The organism is Desulfovibrio inopinatus DSM 10711 (assembly GCF_000429305.1).
Lineage (GTDB): Bacteria > Desulfobacterota > Desulfovibrionia > Desulfovibrionales > Desulfovibrionaceae > Alteridesulfovibrio > Alteridesulfovibrio inopinatus.
Genome location: NZ_AUBP01000011.1, coordinates 180,231 through 197,741, shown reverse-complemented (window position 1 = coordinate 197,741; position 17,511 = coordinate 180,231). Strand labels below are relative to the sequence as shown.

Below are 17,511 nucleotides of genomic sequence, written 5' to 3'. Positions count from 1 at the left end.
TCACAATGTAAATTCTGTCTTTCGTTCGTTATTTTTTCCGTCCATACGGCCAGGCCATGACGCCGCCTTCCATGACGGTGACGTTGCTGTAGCCGGCATGGTGCAAGACTTGTTGGGCTTCGTAGCCACGCATGGAAATTTTACAATAGGTAATGATTTCCGCATTTTTGTCTTCCGGAAGCTCGCTCATTTTCGAACGCAAAGCGCCCAAAGGAATAAGCTTTTCACCGATGCCGAGTTCCATTTGGGCGAATTCTTCCGGTGAACGCACGTCGAGGAAAAACAGCTTTTCTCCGGCATCGAGTTTCGCTTTGACTTCACGGTTGGTCACGCCGGTCATCAAGCCGTTCATCTTGTTTTGCAGGATATGCGCCGACGTGATGAAATGATCGATGGCCAAGGAATAGGGGGGCGCGTAGGGCAGGTCGGCGACAGCAAGATCGTTGATACTCATGCCGGCCATGACGGCAACAGCGGCTTCGGCGACCTGGCGGTTGACCTCGCCCGGGCCAACAATCTGGAAGCCCAGCAGGCGCCCGGTTTTGGCGTCGGCAACCATCTTGGATACAAGCAGTTTGGCGCCCATGAATCCGGGACGATCAAGACCGGCATTGGTGGCCGAGACCACATCGAAACCGGCCTGGCGCGCACGCTCTTCAGATAATCCCGTCGTAGCTGCGGTAAAATCGAATACCTTGCAGATACCGCTGTGTATGGTCCCCGGGAAAAAAGAGCTATTTCCTTTCACCGCGTTTTCCGCGGCAACACGGCCTTCGAGGTTGGCCAAGTCGCCATACGGTGCCAGAGTCTTTTGTCCGGTGATGCGGTTGGTCAGTTCCACGCAGTCACCGGAAGCATAGATATCGGGATCGGTGGTTTGCATGAACTCATTGACTTCAATACCACCGAATTTGCCGATGCCAAGACCGGCGTCCTTTGCTAGGCGCACATTGGGCACAACGCCAATAGCGACAACGGCAACATCGCAGGGCAGTGTCGTCCCATCGTTGAGTTTGACCGCGCTGACGTGGCCGTTTTCGCCGATAAATTCGGCAACACCATTGTTCGTAATAATATTGACGCCCTTGGCCTTGACGTGGTTTTCTACGAGCTTGGCCATCTCTGGATCGAGGAACATGAGGATTTGCGGAAGGAGTTCCACGACGGTGACATCAAGTCCTTTTTCGGCGAACGCTTCGCAGGTCTCTATGCCAATTAATCCACCGCCCACGATGATGGCCTTTTTGCCCTTGGCTTGGGCAGCGGCTTCATGCAGGGCATCAGCATCGCGCATGGCGTGCAACGGCGTAATACCAGCCAGTTCACGACCCGGGATGGGGGGAACGCGTGGGCTGGCACCGGTACAAATGATGAGCTTGTCATATTCCAGACTGCCGGTTTCGTTGGAGTCAAGCTTGGAGAACGAAACGGTCTTGGCTTTGGGATCGATCTCAGTCACTTCGGTGCGGACCATGGCTTCTACACCTTTGGCCTTGGCAAAAAAGCCGGGATCACGCACAACCCCGGTCGGGGTGCAGATAAGCTGATTGCGGTCGTCGAATGTCCCGCCGATATAATACGGATAGCCGCATGAAGCCATGGACAACTCAGGATCCTTTTGCAACAACACAACTTGGGCGTCCTGATCAAGACGTTTAGCCCGGGCTGCGGCTTTGGGACCGGCGGCAGAGCCGCCAATAACGACGATGCGTTTGGATTTCATCAAAAGCTCCTTGTCTTTCTCGAAGGTGAAGAAGGTCGCCGTAAGGAAAGCATCCGGCGTTGTATCCACTGACAGCCCAATACTACATTCCCGGAGAAATGACGACATTGATTGCAATCAACGCGAAGGAGATTTTATGAGTCGACCGTCGGTTTTTTACGAACTGCGCGCAATGCCGCTTTTTTCTGGACTGGATGACAACAACCTGGTCTCATTGGCTACTCAGGGGCGGATAGCGCTTATTGAAGCTGGAAGTCTGGTCGCCACCGAACAAGACCCTGCCGATGATTTTCATGTCGTTCTTTCGGGTAAAGCCAAGCTGTATAAACGATCACCAGGTGGAAAAGAGCAAATTGTTTATGTTTTCGAAGCAGGGGAACCGTTTTGTCTATGCGCTATGCAAACCGGTGAGCGCTATCCTTTGAGCGCTGAAGCCATGGAAAGAACACGGTTGTTTACTGTCTCGGCACTTTCTTTTGCCGATGCCTTGGAATCCGATCCTCATCTGGCGTTCAACGTCATTAAAGTGTTATCCCGACGCCTCAAGGAAGCCATGGCGCTTATTGAATCGTTATCTCTCAAAGATTTATCTGAACGGGTTGCCGCTTTTTTGATTCAGGCGCGACCATCTTCCGGAGATTCCACGTATAGTCTTCCTGTGTCGCAACGAGAAATCGCCAAAATTGTCGGTGTCACACCCGAAGCATTATCGCGACATTTTAAAAAATTTGCTGATATGGGAGTTGTGGCCGTGAGCGGTCGTGCCGTTGTTATTCTGAATCAAAAGCGACTTGAAGAGCTTGCAGGCACAATAGAAAAAGAAGATCACGCCGAATAAGTCGTAGACGTCAATATACGGGAGAGAAATTCCCTGTGTGCTCTACATAATGTATACTATAATCCAGAGATTACATTGTTTTGTTGTTTAGAAAATCCACTCAAGAACTCCGACGGCGACCATGCCTGTCGTGATGGTCGCCAATATATTCTTGGTTCTCCAAGCTACTATAGCGGCAGCAATGCCGGCGATAATACGTTCTTTGCCATGCAGCGCGTCAATGTGTCCTTGGTGATAGATAATGGCTGGAACAACCAACGCACTGAGAACGGCCGCAGGAATGAAGCTGAGAAGTCGGATAAATCGTTCCGATGTACGGAGCCGGTCCGCAGCCAAGAGAAATGATGCGCGAAAGATCCATGTTCCCAGTCCCAAGAGAAGACACGCGAGAAAGAATGTCGTCGCTTGATCGTTCGTCATGATGTACGCTCACTCAGAAAGAATCCCGTCGCAATGCCGATAGCTGAAGCAATGACAAGCCCCAGGTTATACGGCAATGTATACGTAATAATCGCTGCCATCCCCGATGCGAGTGCGGCGGCGGCTTTAGGGCGGTTTGTTATTGCAGGAAAAATGAGCGCCATAAATGTCAGAGGTATCGCAAAATCAAGATTGAGCTCGGGTGGCGCTGTCGCACCGGCGAAGATGCCGGCCACAGTAGCGCTTTGCCAAACCACCCATATCATGAGTGACGCACCAAGATAGTATCCGGCTTTATTAACGGGGGGGGCTTTTCGAACCGAATGACAGAAAGTGCATAGCCTTGATCGGTCAGGACATAGGCCATGAGAATGCGTTCAAAAAGGGTACGGTTCTGAAGGTGTGGGGTTATCGACGCGCTATACATGACAAATCGGAGATTGATGACAAGCCCTGTCATGACGACAACGGCTAACGGTGCCCCTGCACTGAAGAGCTCCAGAGCGGCAAGCTGTGATGCCCCCGCAAAAACGGTCAATGACATGAATGAGGCGAGGTATCCTGGTACTTGGGCTTTCATTGCGGTTACACCACAGATCAAAGCAAAAGGGACGAGTCCGGGAAGTGCAGGAAAGACAGAACGCGCACCGGCACGGAATGCGGCAATGAATTCGGGGGAGGGGGACATCTGGAACCTACTTCTCGGTATCCTGTTCTCGCGACGACACGCAGAGGTGGGTCTGCGAACCCGTCTCAAGACAATTCGATGGTGGAAAAATATATACCGGAACCGCGAACATGATTCACGGTTCCGGTAAGAACACGCTTTTCTGTGAATCCGCTTACTGCGCAGCGGCTTCTTCTTGGGTAAGGTATTTGTCGAAATACGTAATGGTTTTCAGAAGGCCTTGCTCGAGTTTGGTGTACGGTTGCCAGCCCAAAACTTCTTTGGCCAAGGTGATATCAGGGCGTCGTTTTCGGGGATCATTTTCCGGCAGCGGCTTGTAAATAATCTCCGATTTTGAGTTTGTGTACTCTATAACGAGATTTGCAAGCTGGAGAATCGTAAATTCTCCTGGATTACCGAGGTTTACCGGGCCGGAAAACGCGTCGTCCGTCACATTCATGAGGCGGTAGAATCCTTCGACAAGATCATCGACATAGCAGAACGATCGAGTCTGCGAACCATCGCCATAGACCGTGATGGGCTCGTTTTTGAGAGCCTGAACAATGAAGTTGGAGACAACGCGGCCGTCGTTGGGGTGCATGCGAGGTCCGTACGTGTTGAAAATGCGAGCGACTTTGATGCGCAAGTTATGCTGGCGTTTATAGTCGAAGAACAATGTCTCAGCACAACGTTTTCCTTCATCGTAGCACGAGCGCATGCCGATAGGATTCACGTTACCCCAGTAGGATTCCTGTTGTGGATGCATTTCGGGGTCGCCGTACACTTCGGATGTCGATGCTTGCATGATCTTGGCGCGAACTCGTTTGGCCAGACCAAGCATATTGATGGCGCCATGGACGCTTGTTTTCGTTGTTTGGACGGGGTCGAATTGGTAATGGATGGGCGATGCCGGGCAGGCCAGGTTATATATCTGATCCACCTCAAGGTAGAGCGGAAACGTAATATCGTGTCGTAAAAATTCGAAGTTCGGATCATTATGCAGGTGGAGAATATTCTGCTTCGAACCGGTGAAGCAGTTATCGAGGCAAATGACCTCGTAGCCTTCTTTGAGAAGGCGTTCGCAAAGGTGAGAGCCGAGAAATCCAGCCCCGCCCGTAACGAGGACACGAGTTTTTCTGTACATAGCAAATATTCCCTTCAGGTACGAAGCGCTTGAAGTAAGCGGTTTTTTGCGTTTTGTCCTGTCCGTATTGATTTCAATCTTTTGCCTCGACACACACGATAGCCCCCAAACACAGCACGTGTGCTGACTTAAGCGTCGCCGTTTATACAGCAGACAGGAGAAAAGCAAAGATTTTTTTATGCATACCAATACAAGGTATTCATGACCATACAAGAACTGCCCAGGTATCGTCATCCCCTTTCGTCTCGATGCGTGGTCGTCCACGTCTTGAGTACGCACGCGCGACATCTTCGGCTTGGTGAGATAAAATGCCGGAGAGAATAAGAACACCGTCTTGTGCAACGCAGTCCAAGAGATCCGGGGCCATGGAAATAAGCGGCCCAGCCAGAATATTGGCAACGACCACATCGAATCCTCGTGTTACGGCAAGACTATCGAGGCTCCCTGCAGCCAAGGTGAATTTCTCGGCCACGTGATTGCGAAGAACATTTTCTCTGGCACAATGCATCGCTAAAGGATCAATATCGAGACCAACACCGGTTAATCCAAGCAAGGACAAAGCGATACCGAGAATGCCCGACCCTGTCCCCAAGTCGAGGAACTCCATATTTTTTTTAATTCGACCAGATTCAACCAAATTGGAAAGATGTTCAAGGCATAACGCCGTTGTTGGGTGATGCCCCGTACCAAAGGCCATTTTCGGTTCGATGAATATGGGAGTGCGTGTTGGATCGGCTTGGTCGGCTGACCATGGAGGGAGAATTTCAAAGCGCGATCCAGCTTTGATGGGAGTGAAGTACTCTTTCCAGGCGAGACTCCAGTCCTGGTCCGATATTTCTTGGACAAGGAGGCCGATATTGGGCCAACGCAAAGAAATTTCTTCGATTAATGCCGAGCTGGATGGTCGTTTGTCCAGTATTACGCGAAAAACAAGATGACCATTTGTCGCGTTTTCTTCTTCCTCCCATCCATGGGCAATGTTCATCGTGAGGAAGGTCGTCAGTTGAGCTATGAGTGCTTCACGGTTGCAATCCGGCGAAAGCACGTCTTCGGAGCAATATGACGGAGTTGAGCCATTTGCTGCGGGTACAGTAATATCAATTTGCAATAGATTGCCCACGTTTCTCGGGACCTCCAAGCAGGAAGATTATTTAGAGTTCAAAATCCGATTTAGTGCATATATCTTTTTTTTTGCTTTTGTCCATGCTGAAATGGAGAGCCCTCTTCCGCAGGGAACGTTTTCATTACGATTAAGTAGCGATGAGAATGTTACGAGGGATCTCTTGAGAAACAATACACAAAGCATTTATTATTTCTATATTACGTAAAAGTGATACGTCGCAGGGTATATCCCCATTGTTTATTTTTGTTAATATACCAGATTCATGTGGTTTTTAGTTGAATAGGCGTAGTCTTGATGTTGCATCTCCGCTGTTGTGTGTCATGATACGGTATATTGTTTTATAATGTATGTGAGGCTGATTTTGTATGATGTGTGATAAACGCACGTATGGTTGATATGAATGCACTTTCGCGAGTTTTAGAGCTAGTGCGATAGGAAATGTCAGAATTGGACGCGTATAAAAAAAATGAATTTTAGTCGATCAAACGTGCACAGTGTCGATCGATAATCGCGATGAGGTCGAAGAGATCTAAGGGTTTGGAAATGTAATCATCCATACCGGACGAAAGCAGTTTCTCCCGGTCACCGGCCATGGCATGGGCCGTCAGCGCAATAATAATGGGAGCCGTAAGTTCTCGTTCAGCGAATTCAGTGCGAATACGTCGTGTCGCTTCCACACCGTCGAGACCGGGAAGTTGAATATCCATGAGAATAATATCGAATTTTTCCGACAAAGCTGTGTTGACGGCTTCGATTCCATTTTGCACTTTGGTCACGGTGTGCCCAAAACGTTCCAGAAAAAGAGACATGGCAAGACGGTTGGCTGCTTCATCCTCGACAATGAGTATACTACACGGGTTTTTTGTAGGCTCAAAAGATGATTTTATCGTATGTGATTTCATTGTGTTGAATATTTCGTTGGCTTCGTGTTGTGTACTTTAAAGCAGAACCGCATATGCTCGTATCAAACGTCTCTCTTTTGACTAACTTCATATTTTCGTCAGGAGCACGATGCTGGTTTATACTGAAAACTGATCAATAAGTGAAGCAGGTACTTAATTTTTATCTATCGATTTTTATGTGGTGTTGCGTTGTGGACTGGATCCGACGCGGCCCTCCATTGTAACATTGGTATATCATGTGTTTGGCTTCTGTTATAGGTGATTCCTATGCAGTGCTTTGTTTTGTATAATTTATTTGTGTTGTGTCTTGAGATCAAACCTATTGAAAGGAGCGTTGAGATAATGAGCAATTCCTTTGCGTTAGTATCGATTGATATGCAAAATGACTTTGTTCTTCCTGGAGCGCCTTTTGCAGTTGGAGAAGCGATGTCCAGGATAGAGAATATGTCAAAAGTTCTTCATTTTTTTCGTAGTAAAAATCTTCCTGTAGTCCATGTATGTAGAAGGTATAGGACTGATGGTTCTGATGTTGAGCTTGTCAGGCGAAGCGCGTTTCTTGACGGAACATCCCGTGGAGTTGTCGAAAATACAGAGGGTGCGAAGATAGTTCAAGAACTTTCTCCCTCTAACAATGAATACGTTATTGTAAAGCCACGGTTTAGCGCCTTTTTTGCTACTGAGCTTGATTTATTGCTTCGCCGACTTGGTATTCATACAATTGTTCTTATTGGTGTCAATACAGCGAATTGTATTCGATCAACAGCCTATGATGGCATAAGCCTTGATTATGATGTTGTTGTTCTCGCTGATGCAACAGCAGCACAGACGAAAGCTATCACAGAGTATAATCTTCAAGATATGGCTCGAATTGGTATTGCTACGCCGAGTTTCGAGGAGTTTCGTCACAGCTTTAACTCTTTGCTGGCGTAATTGTGCTCGAATATTCGGCGAATACGTTCGATGCGCTTTCGGTTCGCACCAAGATCCCAGTACCCAATGCGTGATGCTGAATGCACATCAATGACCGAAGCATCAGGTCGCATGACAAAAATGACGTCATCTATGAATTTAAAAATGTGACTGGTTACAGTACAAACCAGCCTATCTGTGCTTTCCTCGATAAGTTGCGTTCCGGGGATGGCAAGAACAACGGACCGAAGGCGTTTCCATGCGGTTGAACGAGATTCCTGTGTTTCATCAAACGTCAAAGGCAGAATGGCATTCCGTGGATGCGTCTCTTTTGAATTGACGCAGTTTGGTCGCGAAGGACAGGTGGGGAATGATGCTTTTGTCATGGGAAACTCCTTGTTTTCTTTTTGTGTTCGATACCATTCCTCAAAAATCAAAAAAAATGGAATCAGAATCTATCTCAACGCTCTCTTTGTTTTAACAATTGAAAATCAAACAAAGTTCATGCCAATGATATAGGTTTTGGTTTGGTAGTGATGATCATTTTATGTTGTAGATGTGCATTCATCGGTAGAAAAGAACATATTCAAATCAGGTGAACCTCTCATATGTCCGTATATGCCAGCATTGCCACATGTTGAAATGATGATCATATATTTATACAATGATCAGAACAGTATTTTTCTGTTTTGTGCACCAACACAATATCCATACTCTTTGCTTTACTAGGTGCATTGTTTTCGGTATAAAGATTTCATTGCCGTTACCGTACTGTGTAATCAACGATATGGATATTTTTGACGATCAAGCCGGAAGGATGCACTTCAGCGCTACGGCTATTCTTATCTTTTCACCAAGGATTGTATCATGAATTACCCGCCTAATAGTCGATGCATGGACCCGGAGCTCCGATCACTTCTTGACCAGTATGATTTCTCTGAATGCATGGTCTGTGGTGCGTGTTCAGCCGGTTGTCCAACGAGTGGTGCTCCTGAATTAGATGGTTTGGACACACGCAAAGTCTTGCGCTTGCTTGCTAATGGGCTTGTCGACGAGGTTATCGAGTCCCGTTTTCCGTGGCTTTGCACAGGGTGCGGCCGCTGTGCCAGCAACTGTCCACATAATATCGATGTTCCGGCAATTATGGCGCATTTGCGGAGTCGCCGCAACCGCGATAGCGTTCCTGGATCATTACATAAAGGCGTTCTCAACAATCTTAAGACCGGCAATAATCTTGGCATCACGCAAGAAGAATATCTTCAAGGAATGGCTGAGCTTGGTCAGGAGTTGTCTGAAGAGTTGCCAGGGTTTTATGTGCCTGTCGACAGAGATGGTGCGAAGACATTGTTTTTCCCGAACTCGAAAGAGGTCTATGGGGATTTTGAAGACCAGTTTTGGTGGTGGCAGATTTTTTATGCTGCTCGTGAATCCTGGACCGTCCCGTCTGAGAATTGGGAGGCTGTTGACTGGGCCTTGTTTTCAGCCAATCCCGACGCCAATCGTGAATTTGCCCGGCGGAAAATCGACTATGTGAAAAAACACAATATTGGTCGATTGATCATGCCTGACTGCGGTGGGGGATCATATGGTTTCCGGAAGGGCATGGAAACATTGGTGAAAGAAGATCCAGCCAATGCGATCAATTTCATCTATTTGTATGATTATCTTATGGAGATCATCAAAGAAGGGCGTATTACGTTGGATAAATCCGTACATGCAGGGAAGACATTTACATTTCATGATTCCTGTAAGCATGGTCGCGAACTCGAACGAAATTTTGGGAAAGGATATTTTGACGAACCGCGTTGGATAATTCAACAGTGTGTTGATAACTTTGTCGAACTCACGCCGAATCGGCATCAAAATTATTGTTGTGGAGCTGGTGGAGGCTTGTGGCCCATGCCGTATGAAGAACAATCGGCTTGGCATGGTCGCTACAAATATGAGCAAATTCAGCAGAGTAAGGCCAACGTTATTGTTGTTGGCTGCTCGAACTGTCGTGATCAAATCATGAAGCGTTTGCCAAAATACTTCGATGGGTGCACGTATGAAGTCAAGTATATTTGGCAACTTGTCGCCGAAGCGCTTGTCATTACACCCTGGTCTCAAGAGCGTATTGAAAAAGCTGAAGCTGAAGCCAAGGCACAATGGGATCATTTCGGCATTACACCTGAAGGTGATGTGGATTGGTAGGAGGGGGGCCTCCGGCGGTTGGGGAAGGGGGGAAACTTTTTGAAAAAAGTTTCCCCCCTTCCCCAGACCCCATCCCCTCTTCAAAAACGTTTAACGGGACGCTGTTTGGAATTCGTTTGTTGAATATTTAGATCATCTTCTGTTTTTATTGAATTAATTTTACCTGTGATACATTTGTGCGTTGTAAGTGTTTTAATTTATTTTGTATTTCGAAGTTGTTTTGTTCGGGGATTTATTGAGTCGCCGAGGCTTTTCTTTGTCTTTTCTTTAAAAATAAAAAGGGACGCCACGAATGGCGTCCCTTTGTGTAAGGCGTGCAAGGAGATGTTGGCTTATCGCACGCGGCCTTCCTTCCAGGCTTGGAGAAGCTTGTCATAGGCAACGGTTTCGCCCTGGGGCTTTTCGTTTGCCAATTTCGGCTTGGGAGAACCCGGCTGCTTGAGCCAGTATTCAGGATCTTTTTCGGGGTTCAACTTAGGACCGCATTCGCCGAGAACATTGGCGCGCTCCAGACGGGCAAGCACCTTATCCATAGCAGCCGCCAGATTGTCCATGGCCTTCTGCGGAGTGACTTCACCAGACAGGGTTTCACCGATGTTCTGCCACCAGAGCTGCGCGAGTTTGGGGTAATCAGGCACGTTGGTTCCGGTGGGGGTCCAGGCAACACGAGCCGGGCTGCGGTAGAATTCAACCAAACCACCGAGTTTCGGGGCGATATCGGTCATGGCCTGCGAATTGATGTCAGATTCGCGAATGGGAGTCAGGCTCACCAGGGTCTTTTTCAGCGAGGTGGTCTTGGCCACGCAGAACTGAGCATACAACCAGGCAGCTTTCAGGCGATCGATCGGGGTAGATTTCAGGAATGTCCAGGAGCCGCAATCCTGATAACCGAGCTTCATGCCTTCTTCCCAATAGGGGCCGTGTGGGGACGGAGCCATACGCCATTTGGGCAGACCTTTTTCATCGACAACTGGTGTGCCGGGCTTGGTCATGTCGGCGGTAAACGCGGTGTACCAGAAAATCTGCTGGGCGATGTTGCCTTGAGCAGGAACCGGGCCGGATTCGTAGAATGTCATACCCAAAGCTTCTTTGGGAGCGTACTTTTCAAGCCATTCCATGTACTTGCTCAGAGCGTAAACCGAGGCCGGTGCGTTGGTGGCACCACCGCGGGACATGGAAGCGCCAACCGGACGGCAACCATCGACACGGATACCCCATTCGTCGACGGGCTTGCCGTTGGGCAGACCTTTGTCGCCGGTACCGGCCATGGACAACCACGCGTCTGTGAAACGCCAGCCAAGGTCGGGGCTCTTTTTGCCGTAATCCATGTGTCCATACACGGGCTTGCCATCGATTTCTTTGACCTTGTTGGTAAAGAAGTCGGCGATGTCTTCATAGGCAGACCAGTTAACAGGCACGCCCAGGTCATATCCGTAGATTTCTTTGAATTTCTTCTGAAGTTCAGGATTTTGGAACCAGTCGTAACGGAACCAGTACAGGTTAGCGAACTGCTGGTCGGGAAGCTGATAGAGCTTACCATCGGAGCCAGTGGTGAACGACTTACCAATAAAGTCGTTGATATCCAGCGTCGGCAGGGTGACGTCCTTGCCCTTGCCGTCCATGAAATCGCTCAACGGCAATACATAGCCGTAACGCATGTGCGTGCCGATGAGGTCGGAGTCATTGATGTAGCCGTCATATATATTTTTGCCCGACTGCATCTGTGTTTGAATTTTTTCAATAACGTCGCCTTCTTGAATCAGGTCGTGCGTTACTTTGATGCCGGTGATTTCTTCGAAGGCTTTGGCCAGCGTTTTGGATTCGTATTCATGCGTGGTGATGGTTTCCGACACCACTTTGATTTCCATGCCGCGGAAGGGTTTGGCTGCTTCGGTGAACCACGCCATTTCCTTCATTTGTTCTTCTTTGGTCAGAGTCGACGGTTGAAATTCGCTGTCAACCCACTTTTTCGCAGCGTCGGCATATTGCCCATCTTTGGCGTAGCCAAGAGTCGCTGTCCCGACCAACGTTGTCGCGGTCAGGCCGAGAACCAGAAATCGCCAGAACCGTGCGTTCAGCATGTTCATGGATCCTCCCATGTAAAAATGATTCAACCACACACAATCACATCAACACACCAGTATCGTTTGATCCATTTTGTCCCTGTGGCACAGGACACCGTTGCATGTCTTACCCCCAGCGCATGACAACGATGATATACAAAACGGCAAGCGCCAAAGCATACCAAAGATTTGATTGAATCAAACCTATCCAAAGAAGAAGAATGTAGACTCCACCAAGCAAACCGATAAATAAGCGGTCGCCTCGAGTGGTCACAATGGGCAAAAATCCTTTTCGTGGAACAGTGGGACTGACAAGTTGCCAGACGGTCATGCCCATAAGGATGAGGCCGATGGTGATGAAGAACCATGCCGTAATCGGCGTCCAGGCCATCCATTGCATAGAGTTTCCCCTCCCGTCTCCAAATCATGAATTACATCGAAAAACCTGTGTCAGGCGTTGCCGAAATGGAAAGCCCAACGGTGCGTCCGAATTGATTAGACGCGTCCCATTGCAAAACCCTTTGCCATGTAGTTACGGACGAACCAGATAACGATGGCGCCGGGAATCATGGTGAGGACGCCGGCTGCGGCCAATCCACCCCAATCCATACCGGCTGCACTGATTGTTCGCGTCATGGTGGCGGCAATAGGCTTGGCATTGACTGTCGTCAGTGTGCGGGCCAAGAGCAATTCGACCCAGGAGAACATGAAGCAGAAAAACGCGGTGACACCGATGCCGGCCCGAATGAGTGGAATGAAGATCGTTACGAAGAACCGTGGAAAACTATATCCGTCGATGAATGCGGTTTCATCGATTTCACGCGGAACGCCGGACATAAATCCTTCCAGAATCCAGACCGCCAGCGGTACGTTGAACAAGCAATGCGCCAACGCAACGGCAATATGGGTGTCGAAAAGTCCAACCGTTTGGTAAAATTGGAAGAAAGGAAGCAAAAAAACAGCGGGAGGCGCCATGCGGTTGGTCAGAAGCCAAAAAAACATGTGCTTGTCGCCGATGAAGTTATACCGCGAAAATCCATAAGCTGCGGGAAGGGCCACACTCAGCGAGATAACGGTATTCATGGCCACATACTGAATGGAGTTGATATACCCCATATACCAGGATGGGTCCGTGAAGATCATAACATAGTTCGCCAACGTGAAATGCTCGGGAATAAGGTTGAAACCTCCGAGGATTTCATTGGTTTCTTTGAACGACATATTGACCAACCAATAGAGCGGCAATGCCAGAAACAGAAGATAGGCGATAAGACCAATGGTTTTGCCTTGGATTCTCATTTGGCGGCTCCTTTGTCGTAATTCATCATTGCTGTGTAGAAAATGAAGCAGAACAGCAGGATAATGAGGAAGTACATAAGCGAAAACGCGGCAGCAGGACCAAGGTCAAATTGGCCGACGGCCATTTTCGTCAAAAACTGGCTCAAGAATGTTGTCGTATTGCCCGGTCCGCCACCCGTAAGCACGAAGGGTTCCGTATAAATCATGAAGCTGTCCATAAAACGGAGCAACACGGCAATAAGCAAAACGCCATGCAGCTTGGGCAATTGGATGAATCGAAAAACGGCCCAACGGGACGCGCCGTCGATTTTTGCGGCCTGGTAGTAGGCTTCAGGAATAGCACGGAGTCCGGCATAGCACAGGAGAATTACAAGCGATGTCCAATGCCATACCTCCATGACGAGCACGGTGATCCATGAATCCACAGGGTTGGCTGTAAAGTTGTAATCAATGCCAAGAGAATTGAGGAATACCCCGGCGAGACCGATATCTGGACGGGCGAAAACCACCCAAATGGTCCCGACAACGTTCCAGGGTATAAGAAGTGGCAATGCCAACGCAACAAGACAGAACGACGCCCCCAATCCTTTTTTAGGAAGTGTCAGTGCGACGGCGATACCGAGAACAACTTCAATGGTAAGCGCGGAAAAAGAAAACAGAAGTTGACGAAAGAACGCTTCATGGAGGCGTCCATTATGGAGCATTTCTCGATACCACTCATCACCGACAAAATAGGCTTGACCGGGGCCAAAGATATCTTGGACCGAGTAGTTGACCACGGTCATAAGCGGGATAATGGCACTGAAGGCAACGATCAAAAAGACCGGCAGAATAAGAAACCAGGCTCTATTGTTGTCCCATTTGTTCATGAGGCGTTCTCCTCCCCGACCAGATAGCCGTCACTGAAGATTTTGGTTTTCTCTTTGGGGAAGTGAACATAGCACTCACTCTCCGGAATGGTCTTGTCTTCAGCTATGCGGGCTTTGAGCTTTTGTTCTCCGACGATGACCGTGACGATGCGCGAAGCGCCTTCATCTTCAACCGTTTCGACACGACCAAGAATAGCATCACTTGAAGCTTCCGTACGAAGGTCGAGGAAGAGCGGGCGAATGCCGAGTTCGAGTTTTCCCCCTTTTGCGAGTGCTTTTCGTGCCAGTTCAGCATCAATGGGCACCTCGCCACAGGACATCTTGGCTTTATCGCCTTCAAGCGTGCAGGGAAGGATGTTCATACCTGGACTGCCGATAAAGTAACCGACAAAGGTATGCGCGGGATTTTCAAAAAGTTCTTCAGGCGCACCGATTTGCAATAATCGACCGTCAGCCATGATGACGATGTTGTCGGCAAAAGTCATGGCTTCGGTTTGGTCATGCGTGACATAGATGAGGGTCAATTTGAATTGCTTATGAATTTCTTTGAGCTTCCGACGCAACTGCCATTTCAAATGGGGATCGATAACGGTCAGTGGTTCGTCAAAGAGAATAGCAGCAACATCTTCTCGGACAAGTCCGCGTCCAAGCGATATCTTTTGTTTGGCATCGGCAGCCAAGCCACTGGCGCGTTTGTCAAGAAAGGGCGTCAGGTCGAGTGTTTCGGCAATTTCAAGAACGCGCTGCTTGATTTTCGTTGGATCGACGCCGCGATTTTTCAAGGGAAAAGCCAAATTATCAAAAACAGTCATCGTATCGTAGAGAACCGGAAACTGAAACACCTGAGCGATATTGCGCTTTTCTGGAGGGAGATTCGTTACGTCTTTTCCATCATAAAGAATGCGTCCCTGACTCGGAGCGAGCAGTCCGGAAATGATGTTGAGCATTGTGGTTTTTCCACAACCGGAAGACCCAAGGAGAGCATAGGCACCTCCGTCATCCCAGGTGGTATGAATACGCTTGATAGCATAGTCATCCGGCCCTTGGGGATTGGGTTTGTAACTATGAGCAATATTATCGAGTTCAATGCGCGCCATGAAAACCTCGTTGCCTATCAGGCGCCGACTGCCTGGTTGATGGAACGAAACCGGTCAGGCGAGGTGACCAGCTCACCAGCTTCGTCAAATACATAAAAATCACACGGGCAAACATAGACGGTAACGGGATCGCCACCTTTTCTGCTGTGGATTCCTTCTTCCTGAAGAACGAGGGAGCGGTTGCGATAATGAAAATGCAGATATGTTTCCGACCCATTGATTTCCGCCAATTCCACGGTCGATTGAATGGCGATAACGTTGTCTTTTTTGGGAGTCAGATGAAAATGGTGTGGGCGGATACCGAATTGATAAATACCCGGTGCAAGGTTGGCGAGATGACCGGATAATGGGAAATCAATCCCGATGCGCAGATGCGCCTTTCCATCTTTGACTTCAGCGCGAATCGAGTTGATGGGTGGGTCGCTGAACACCTCGGCAACGTTGGTATTGGCCGGATTATGGTATACTTGCGCTGTAGGGCCATGTTGAAGGACGCGGCCTTCGTGCATGACTATAATATTCCCACCGAGCATCATGGCTTCGGAAGGTTCTGTGGTGGTATAGACGACGATGCTGTTGCGATGTTCGAAAATCTTGAGCAGTTCGTCGCGGAGTTCTTCACGGAGCTTGTAGTCAAGGTTGACCAGTGGTTCGTCCATGAGCAGAAGCTGGGTGTCTTTCGCAAGAGCACGGGCAATAGCTGTACGCTGTTGCTGGCCTCCGCTGAGTTCCTCGGGGAGTCGATCAAGAAGATTATCAATGTGCAGCATGGACGCAATGTGCCGTACACGCTTATCAATCTCGTCTTTGCCCATTTTGGTATTTCGCAAAGGCGAGGCAATGTTATTGTAAATGGTGAGTGAAGGATAGTTGATAAACTGCTGATAGACCATGGCAACGTCGCGTTTACGTACTGATACTCCGGTCACGTCGTTGTCATCGACGTAAATACGTCCTGATGTAGGCTTGTCGAGTCCTGCTAAGATGCGCAGAAGCGATGTTTTACCGGCAAGAGTACGTCCGAGAATGACATACCGTTGCCCGGATTGTAAGTCGATGTTCACATCATCAAGGTGAACCTCTCCAGCCACGGTTTTGTTGACGCCAACAAGTTTGAGCCCCATCGAGACCTCTTTTACGGCATGCTGCCGGCGAATAAAGTTGCCAGACAGTGTGTTTTCGTCACTATTGTGACTAGGTAACATGTCTGAAACATGTTCTCAACCGAAAATAAGCGCGAAAACGAAAACAAAACGAAAAAAAATTAGCTTACCATATTGGCAACAAATAACTTGGTGTCGCCGCGGTCCATCTCGTCCAGCACACTTTGCGGTGGAATTTTGTCTGTAAAAACAGCATGTACTTCACGGATGCTGCCAAGCCGAACCATGGCGTTACGTCCGAATTTGGTGTGGTCGGTCACGAGAAAAGTCTTTCGAGAATTTTCCATAATGGCTTTCGCGGCGCGCACTTCACGGTAATCGAAGTCGAGCATGGTGCCGTCCATGTCGACGCCGCTTATCCCGATGATACCGTAATCCACTTTGAATTGTTTGATGAAGTCTACGGCCGATTCTCCAACGATTCCTCTGTCGCGATGGCGGATGACACCGCCCGCAACGATGATTTCGATATTTTCGTTATCGCTGAGAATTCCCGCTACATTGAGGTTGTTTGTGATCACCCGAAGCTTGCTGTGGCGGGCAAGTGCTTTGGCCACTTCCTCTGTGGTTGTACCGATATTGATGAAGAGCGAAGAGCGGTTGGGGATGTGTTCAGCGCACAATTCTCCGATGCGACGTTTTTCCGCACGACAAATGACTTGGCGGCTTGAGTAGTCCACATTTTCCGTGCTGACGGATGGCCCGGCTCCACCATGATATCGCTGTAACAATCCGAGATCACTCAGGGTATTGATGTCTCGCCGAACGGTTTGAGGGGTTACGTCGAAATGCTCTGCCAACGCTCCAATTGTGGCGAATCCCATCTCTTGGACAAGGTGCACCATTTGTTCATGACGTTGTCTGACGGCAGCGTGTTTGGCTGAGTCGTCACGGACGTGTCCAGCCGGAGAGAGGGTTGGGGAGTCGGACATGGGGAGGCTCCATTTTTTCGTATATGAAAATAAAATGTATGTTTTCGTTTTTTACTGAAAAAAAACTTGGCGAACAAAACCGCGTCGTGCTAGGTGAAACGCAACGACCAAGGCGAAAATACTCGAGAATGGACGGTATCATGCCATTGTCTTTTGCACAATTGTATTT

General features: G+C 48.7%; 18 protein-coding genes. 3 read left to right on the top strand and 15 right to left on the bottom strand.

Annotation, left to right across the window (positions count from 1 at the left end; translation table 11 throughout):
- Positions 1 to 28: 28 nt before the first annotated feature.
- The gene (locus tag G451_RS0110545) at positions 29 to 1,723 is read right to left on the bottom strand and encodes an FAD-dependent oxidoreductase (RefSeq protein WP_027184224.1); all 1,695 of its coding nucleotides are present in this window, start codon (positions 1,721 to 1,723) and stop codon (positions 29 to 31) included.
- A 136-nt stretch (positions 1,724 to 1,859) separates the two neighbouring features.
- Here G451_RS0110545 and G451_RS28805 point away from each other — a divergent pair, with 136 nt between their 5' ends.
- Positions 1,860 to 2,561, top strand: coding sequence for a Crp/Fnr family transcriptional regulator (locus G451_RS28805; RefSeq protein ID WP_051261376.1), 702 nt, complete (start codon positions 1,860 to 1,862; stop codon positions 2,559 to 2,561).
- A gap of 87 nt (positions 2,562 to 2,648) precedes the next feature.
- On the opposite strand, the gene G451_RS0110535 is transcribed toward G451_RS28805, so the two are convergent.
- The 6 genes from G451_RS0110535 to G451_RS0110515 form a co-directional block, all read right to left on the bottom strand.
- Entirely contained in the window at positions 2,649 to 2,981 is a 333-nt protein-coding gene (locus tag G451_RS0110535; RefSeq protein WP_027184223.1) for an AzlD domain-containing protein, read from the bottom strand.
- Positions 2,978 to 3,247 (bottom strand): hypothetical protein, encoded by a 270-nt coding sequence (locus G451_RS34790; RefSeq protein ID WP_211236346.1) that lies wholly within the window; start codon positions 3,245 to 3,247, stop codon positions 2,978 to 2,980. The genes G451_RS0110535 and G451_RS34790 overlap by 4 nt, the downstream gene beginning before the upstream one ends.
- Entirely contained in the window at positions 3,244 to 3,669 is a 426-nt protein-coding gene (locus G451_RS34785) for an AzlC family ABC transporter permease (protein ID WP_211236345.1), read from the bottom strand. Before G451_RS34785 ends, G451_RS34790 begins: the two co-directional genes overlap by 4 nt.
- Before the next feature lie 154 nt (positions 3,670 to 3,823).
- Positions 3,824 to 4,792: a UDP-glucuronic acid decarboxylase family protein gene (locus G451_RS0110525; protein WP_027184222.1), complete on the bottom strand. Its 969-nt coding sequence runs from the start codon at positions 4,790 to 4,792 to the stop codon at positions 3,824 to 3,826.
- Positions 4,793 to 4,991: 199 nt separating this feature from the next.
- Entirely contained in the window at positions 4,992 to 5,912 is a 921-nt protein-coding gene (prmA, locus tag G451_RS0110520; RefSeq protein WP_245587804.1) for a 50S ribosomal protein L11 methyltransferase, read from the bottom strand.
- 476 nt (positions 5,913 to 6,388) lie between these two features.
- Positions 6,389 to 6,817, bottom strand: coding sequence for a response regulator (locus G451_RS0110515; protein ID WP_027184220.1), 429 nt, complete (start codon positions 6,815 to 6,817; stop codon positions 6,389 to 6,391).
- Positions 6,818 to 7,084: 267 nt separating this feature from the next.
- On the opposite strand from G451_RS0110515, the gene G451_RS0110510 reads away from it, so the two are divergent.
- On the top strand, positions 7,085 to 7,747 hold the full coding sequence (locus G451_RS0110510; RefSeq protein ID WP_245587803.1) for a cysteine hydrolase family protein: 663 nt from the start codon (positions 7,085 to 7,087) through the stop codon (positions 7,745 to 7,747).
- Here G451_RS0110510 and G451_RS28795 read toward each other — a convergent pair.
- Positions 7,720 to 8,112 carry a DUF1499 domain-containing protein gene (locus G451_RS28795; protein WP_034641638.1) on the bottom strand — a complete coding sequence of 131 codons (393 nt, stop codon included), beginning with the start codon at positions 8,110 to 8,112 and terminating at the stop codon, positions 7,720 to 7,722. The two genes, G451_RS0110510 and G451_RS28795, sit on opposite strands and share 28 nt — an antisense overlap.
- A gap of 481 nt (positions 8,113 to 8,593) precedes the next feature.
- Between G451_RS28795 and G451_RS0110495 the strand changes: the two genes are divergently transcribed.
- Positions 8,594 to 9,919: a (Fe-S)-binding protein gene (locus G451_RS0110495; RefSeq protein ID WP_027184218.1), complete on the top strand. Its 1,326-nt coding sequence runs from the start codon at positions 8,594 to 8,596 to the stop codon at positions 9,917 to 9,919.
- A 332-nt stretch (positions 9,920 to 10,251) separates the two neighbouring features.
- Here G451_RS0110495 and G451_RS0110490 read toward each other — a convergent pair whose 3' ends face one another.
- The 7 genes from G451_RS0110490 to G451_RS0110460 all read right to left on the bottom strand — a co-directional run bounded on the left by G451_RS0110490 (position 10,252) and on the right by G451_RS0110460 (position 17,342).
- Positions 10,252 to 12,006, bottom strand: coding sequence for an ABC transporter substrate-binding protein (locus tag G451_RS0110490; RefSeq protein ID WP_027184217.1), 1,755 nt, complete (start codon positions 12,004 to 12,006; stop codon positions 10,252 to 10,254).
- A 103-nt stretch (positions 12,007 to 12,109) separates the two neighbouring features.
- Positions 12,110 to 12,382, bottom strand: a complete 273-nt coding sequence (locus tag G451_RS0110485; RefSeq protein ID WP_027184216.1) for a DUF2160 domain-containing protein — start codon at positions 12,380 to 12,382, stop codon at positions 12,110 to 12,112.
- Positions 12,383 to 12,477: 95 nt separating this feature from the next.
- Positions 12,478 to 13,281: a carbohydrate ABC transporter permease gene (locus G451_RS0110480; RefSeq protein WP_027184215.1), complete on the bottom strand. Its 804-nt coding sequence runs from the start codon at positions 13,279 to 13,281 to the stop codon at positions 12,478 to 12,480.
- Positions 13,278 to 14,150: a carbohydrate ABC transporter permease gene (locus tag G451_RS0110475; protein WP_027184214.1), complete on the bottom strand. Its 873-nt coding sequence runs from the start codon at positions 14,148 to 14,150 to the stop codon at positions 13,278 to 13,280. Before G451_RS0110475 ends, G451_RS0110480 begins: the two co-directional genes overlap by 4 nt.
- Positions 14,147 to 15,247: an ABC transporter ATP-binding protein gene (locus G451_RS0110470; protein ID WP_027184213.1), complete on the bottom strand. Its 1,101-nt coding sequence runs from the start codon at positions 15,245 to 15,247 to the stop codon at positions 14,147 to 14,149. The genes G451_RS0110475 and G451_RS0110470 overlap by 4 nt, the downstream gene beginning before the upstream one ends.
- A 17-nt stretch (positions 15,248 to 15,264) precedes the next feature.
- Positions 15,265 to 16,371 (bottom strand): ABC transporter ATP-binding protein, encoded by a 1,107-nt coding sequence (locus G451_RS0110465; protein WP_027184212.1) that lies wholly within the window; start codon positions 16,369 to 16,371, stop codon positions 15,265 to 15,267.
- Positions 16,372 to 16,511: 140 nt separating this feature from the next.
- The gene (locus G451_RS0110460) at positions 16,512 to 17,342 is read right to left on the bottom strand and encodes a DeoR/GlpR family DNA-binding transcription regulator (protein ID WP_027184211.1); all 831 of its coding nucleotides are present in this window, start codon (positions 17,340 to 17,342) and stop codon (positions 16,512 to 16,514) included.
- Positions 17,343 to 17,511 lie beyond the last annotated feature (169 nt).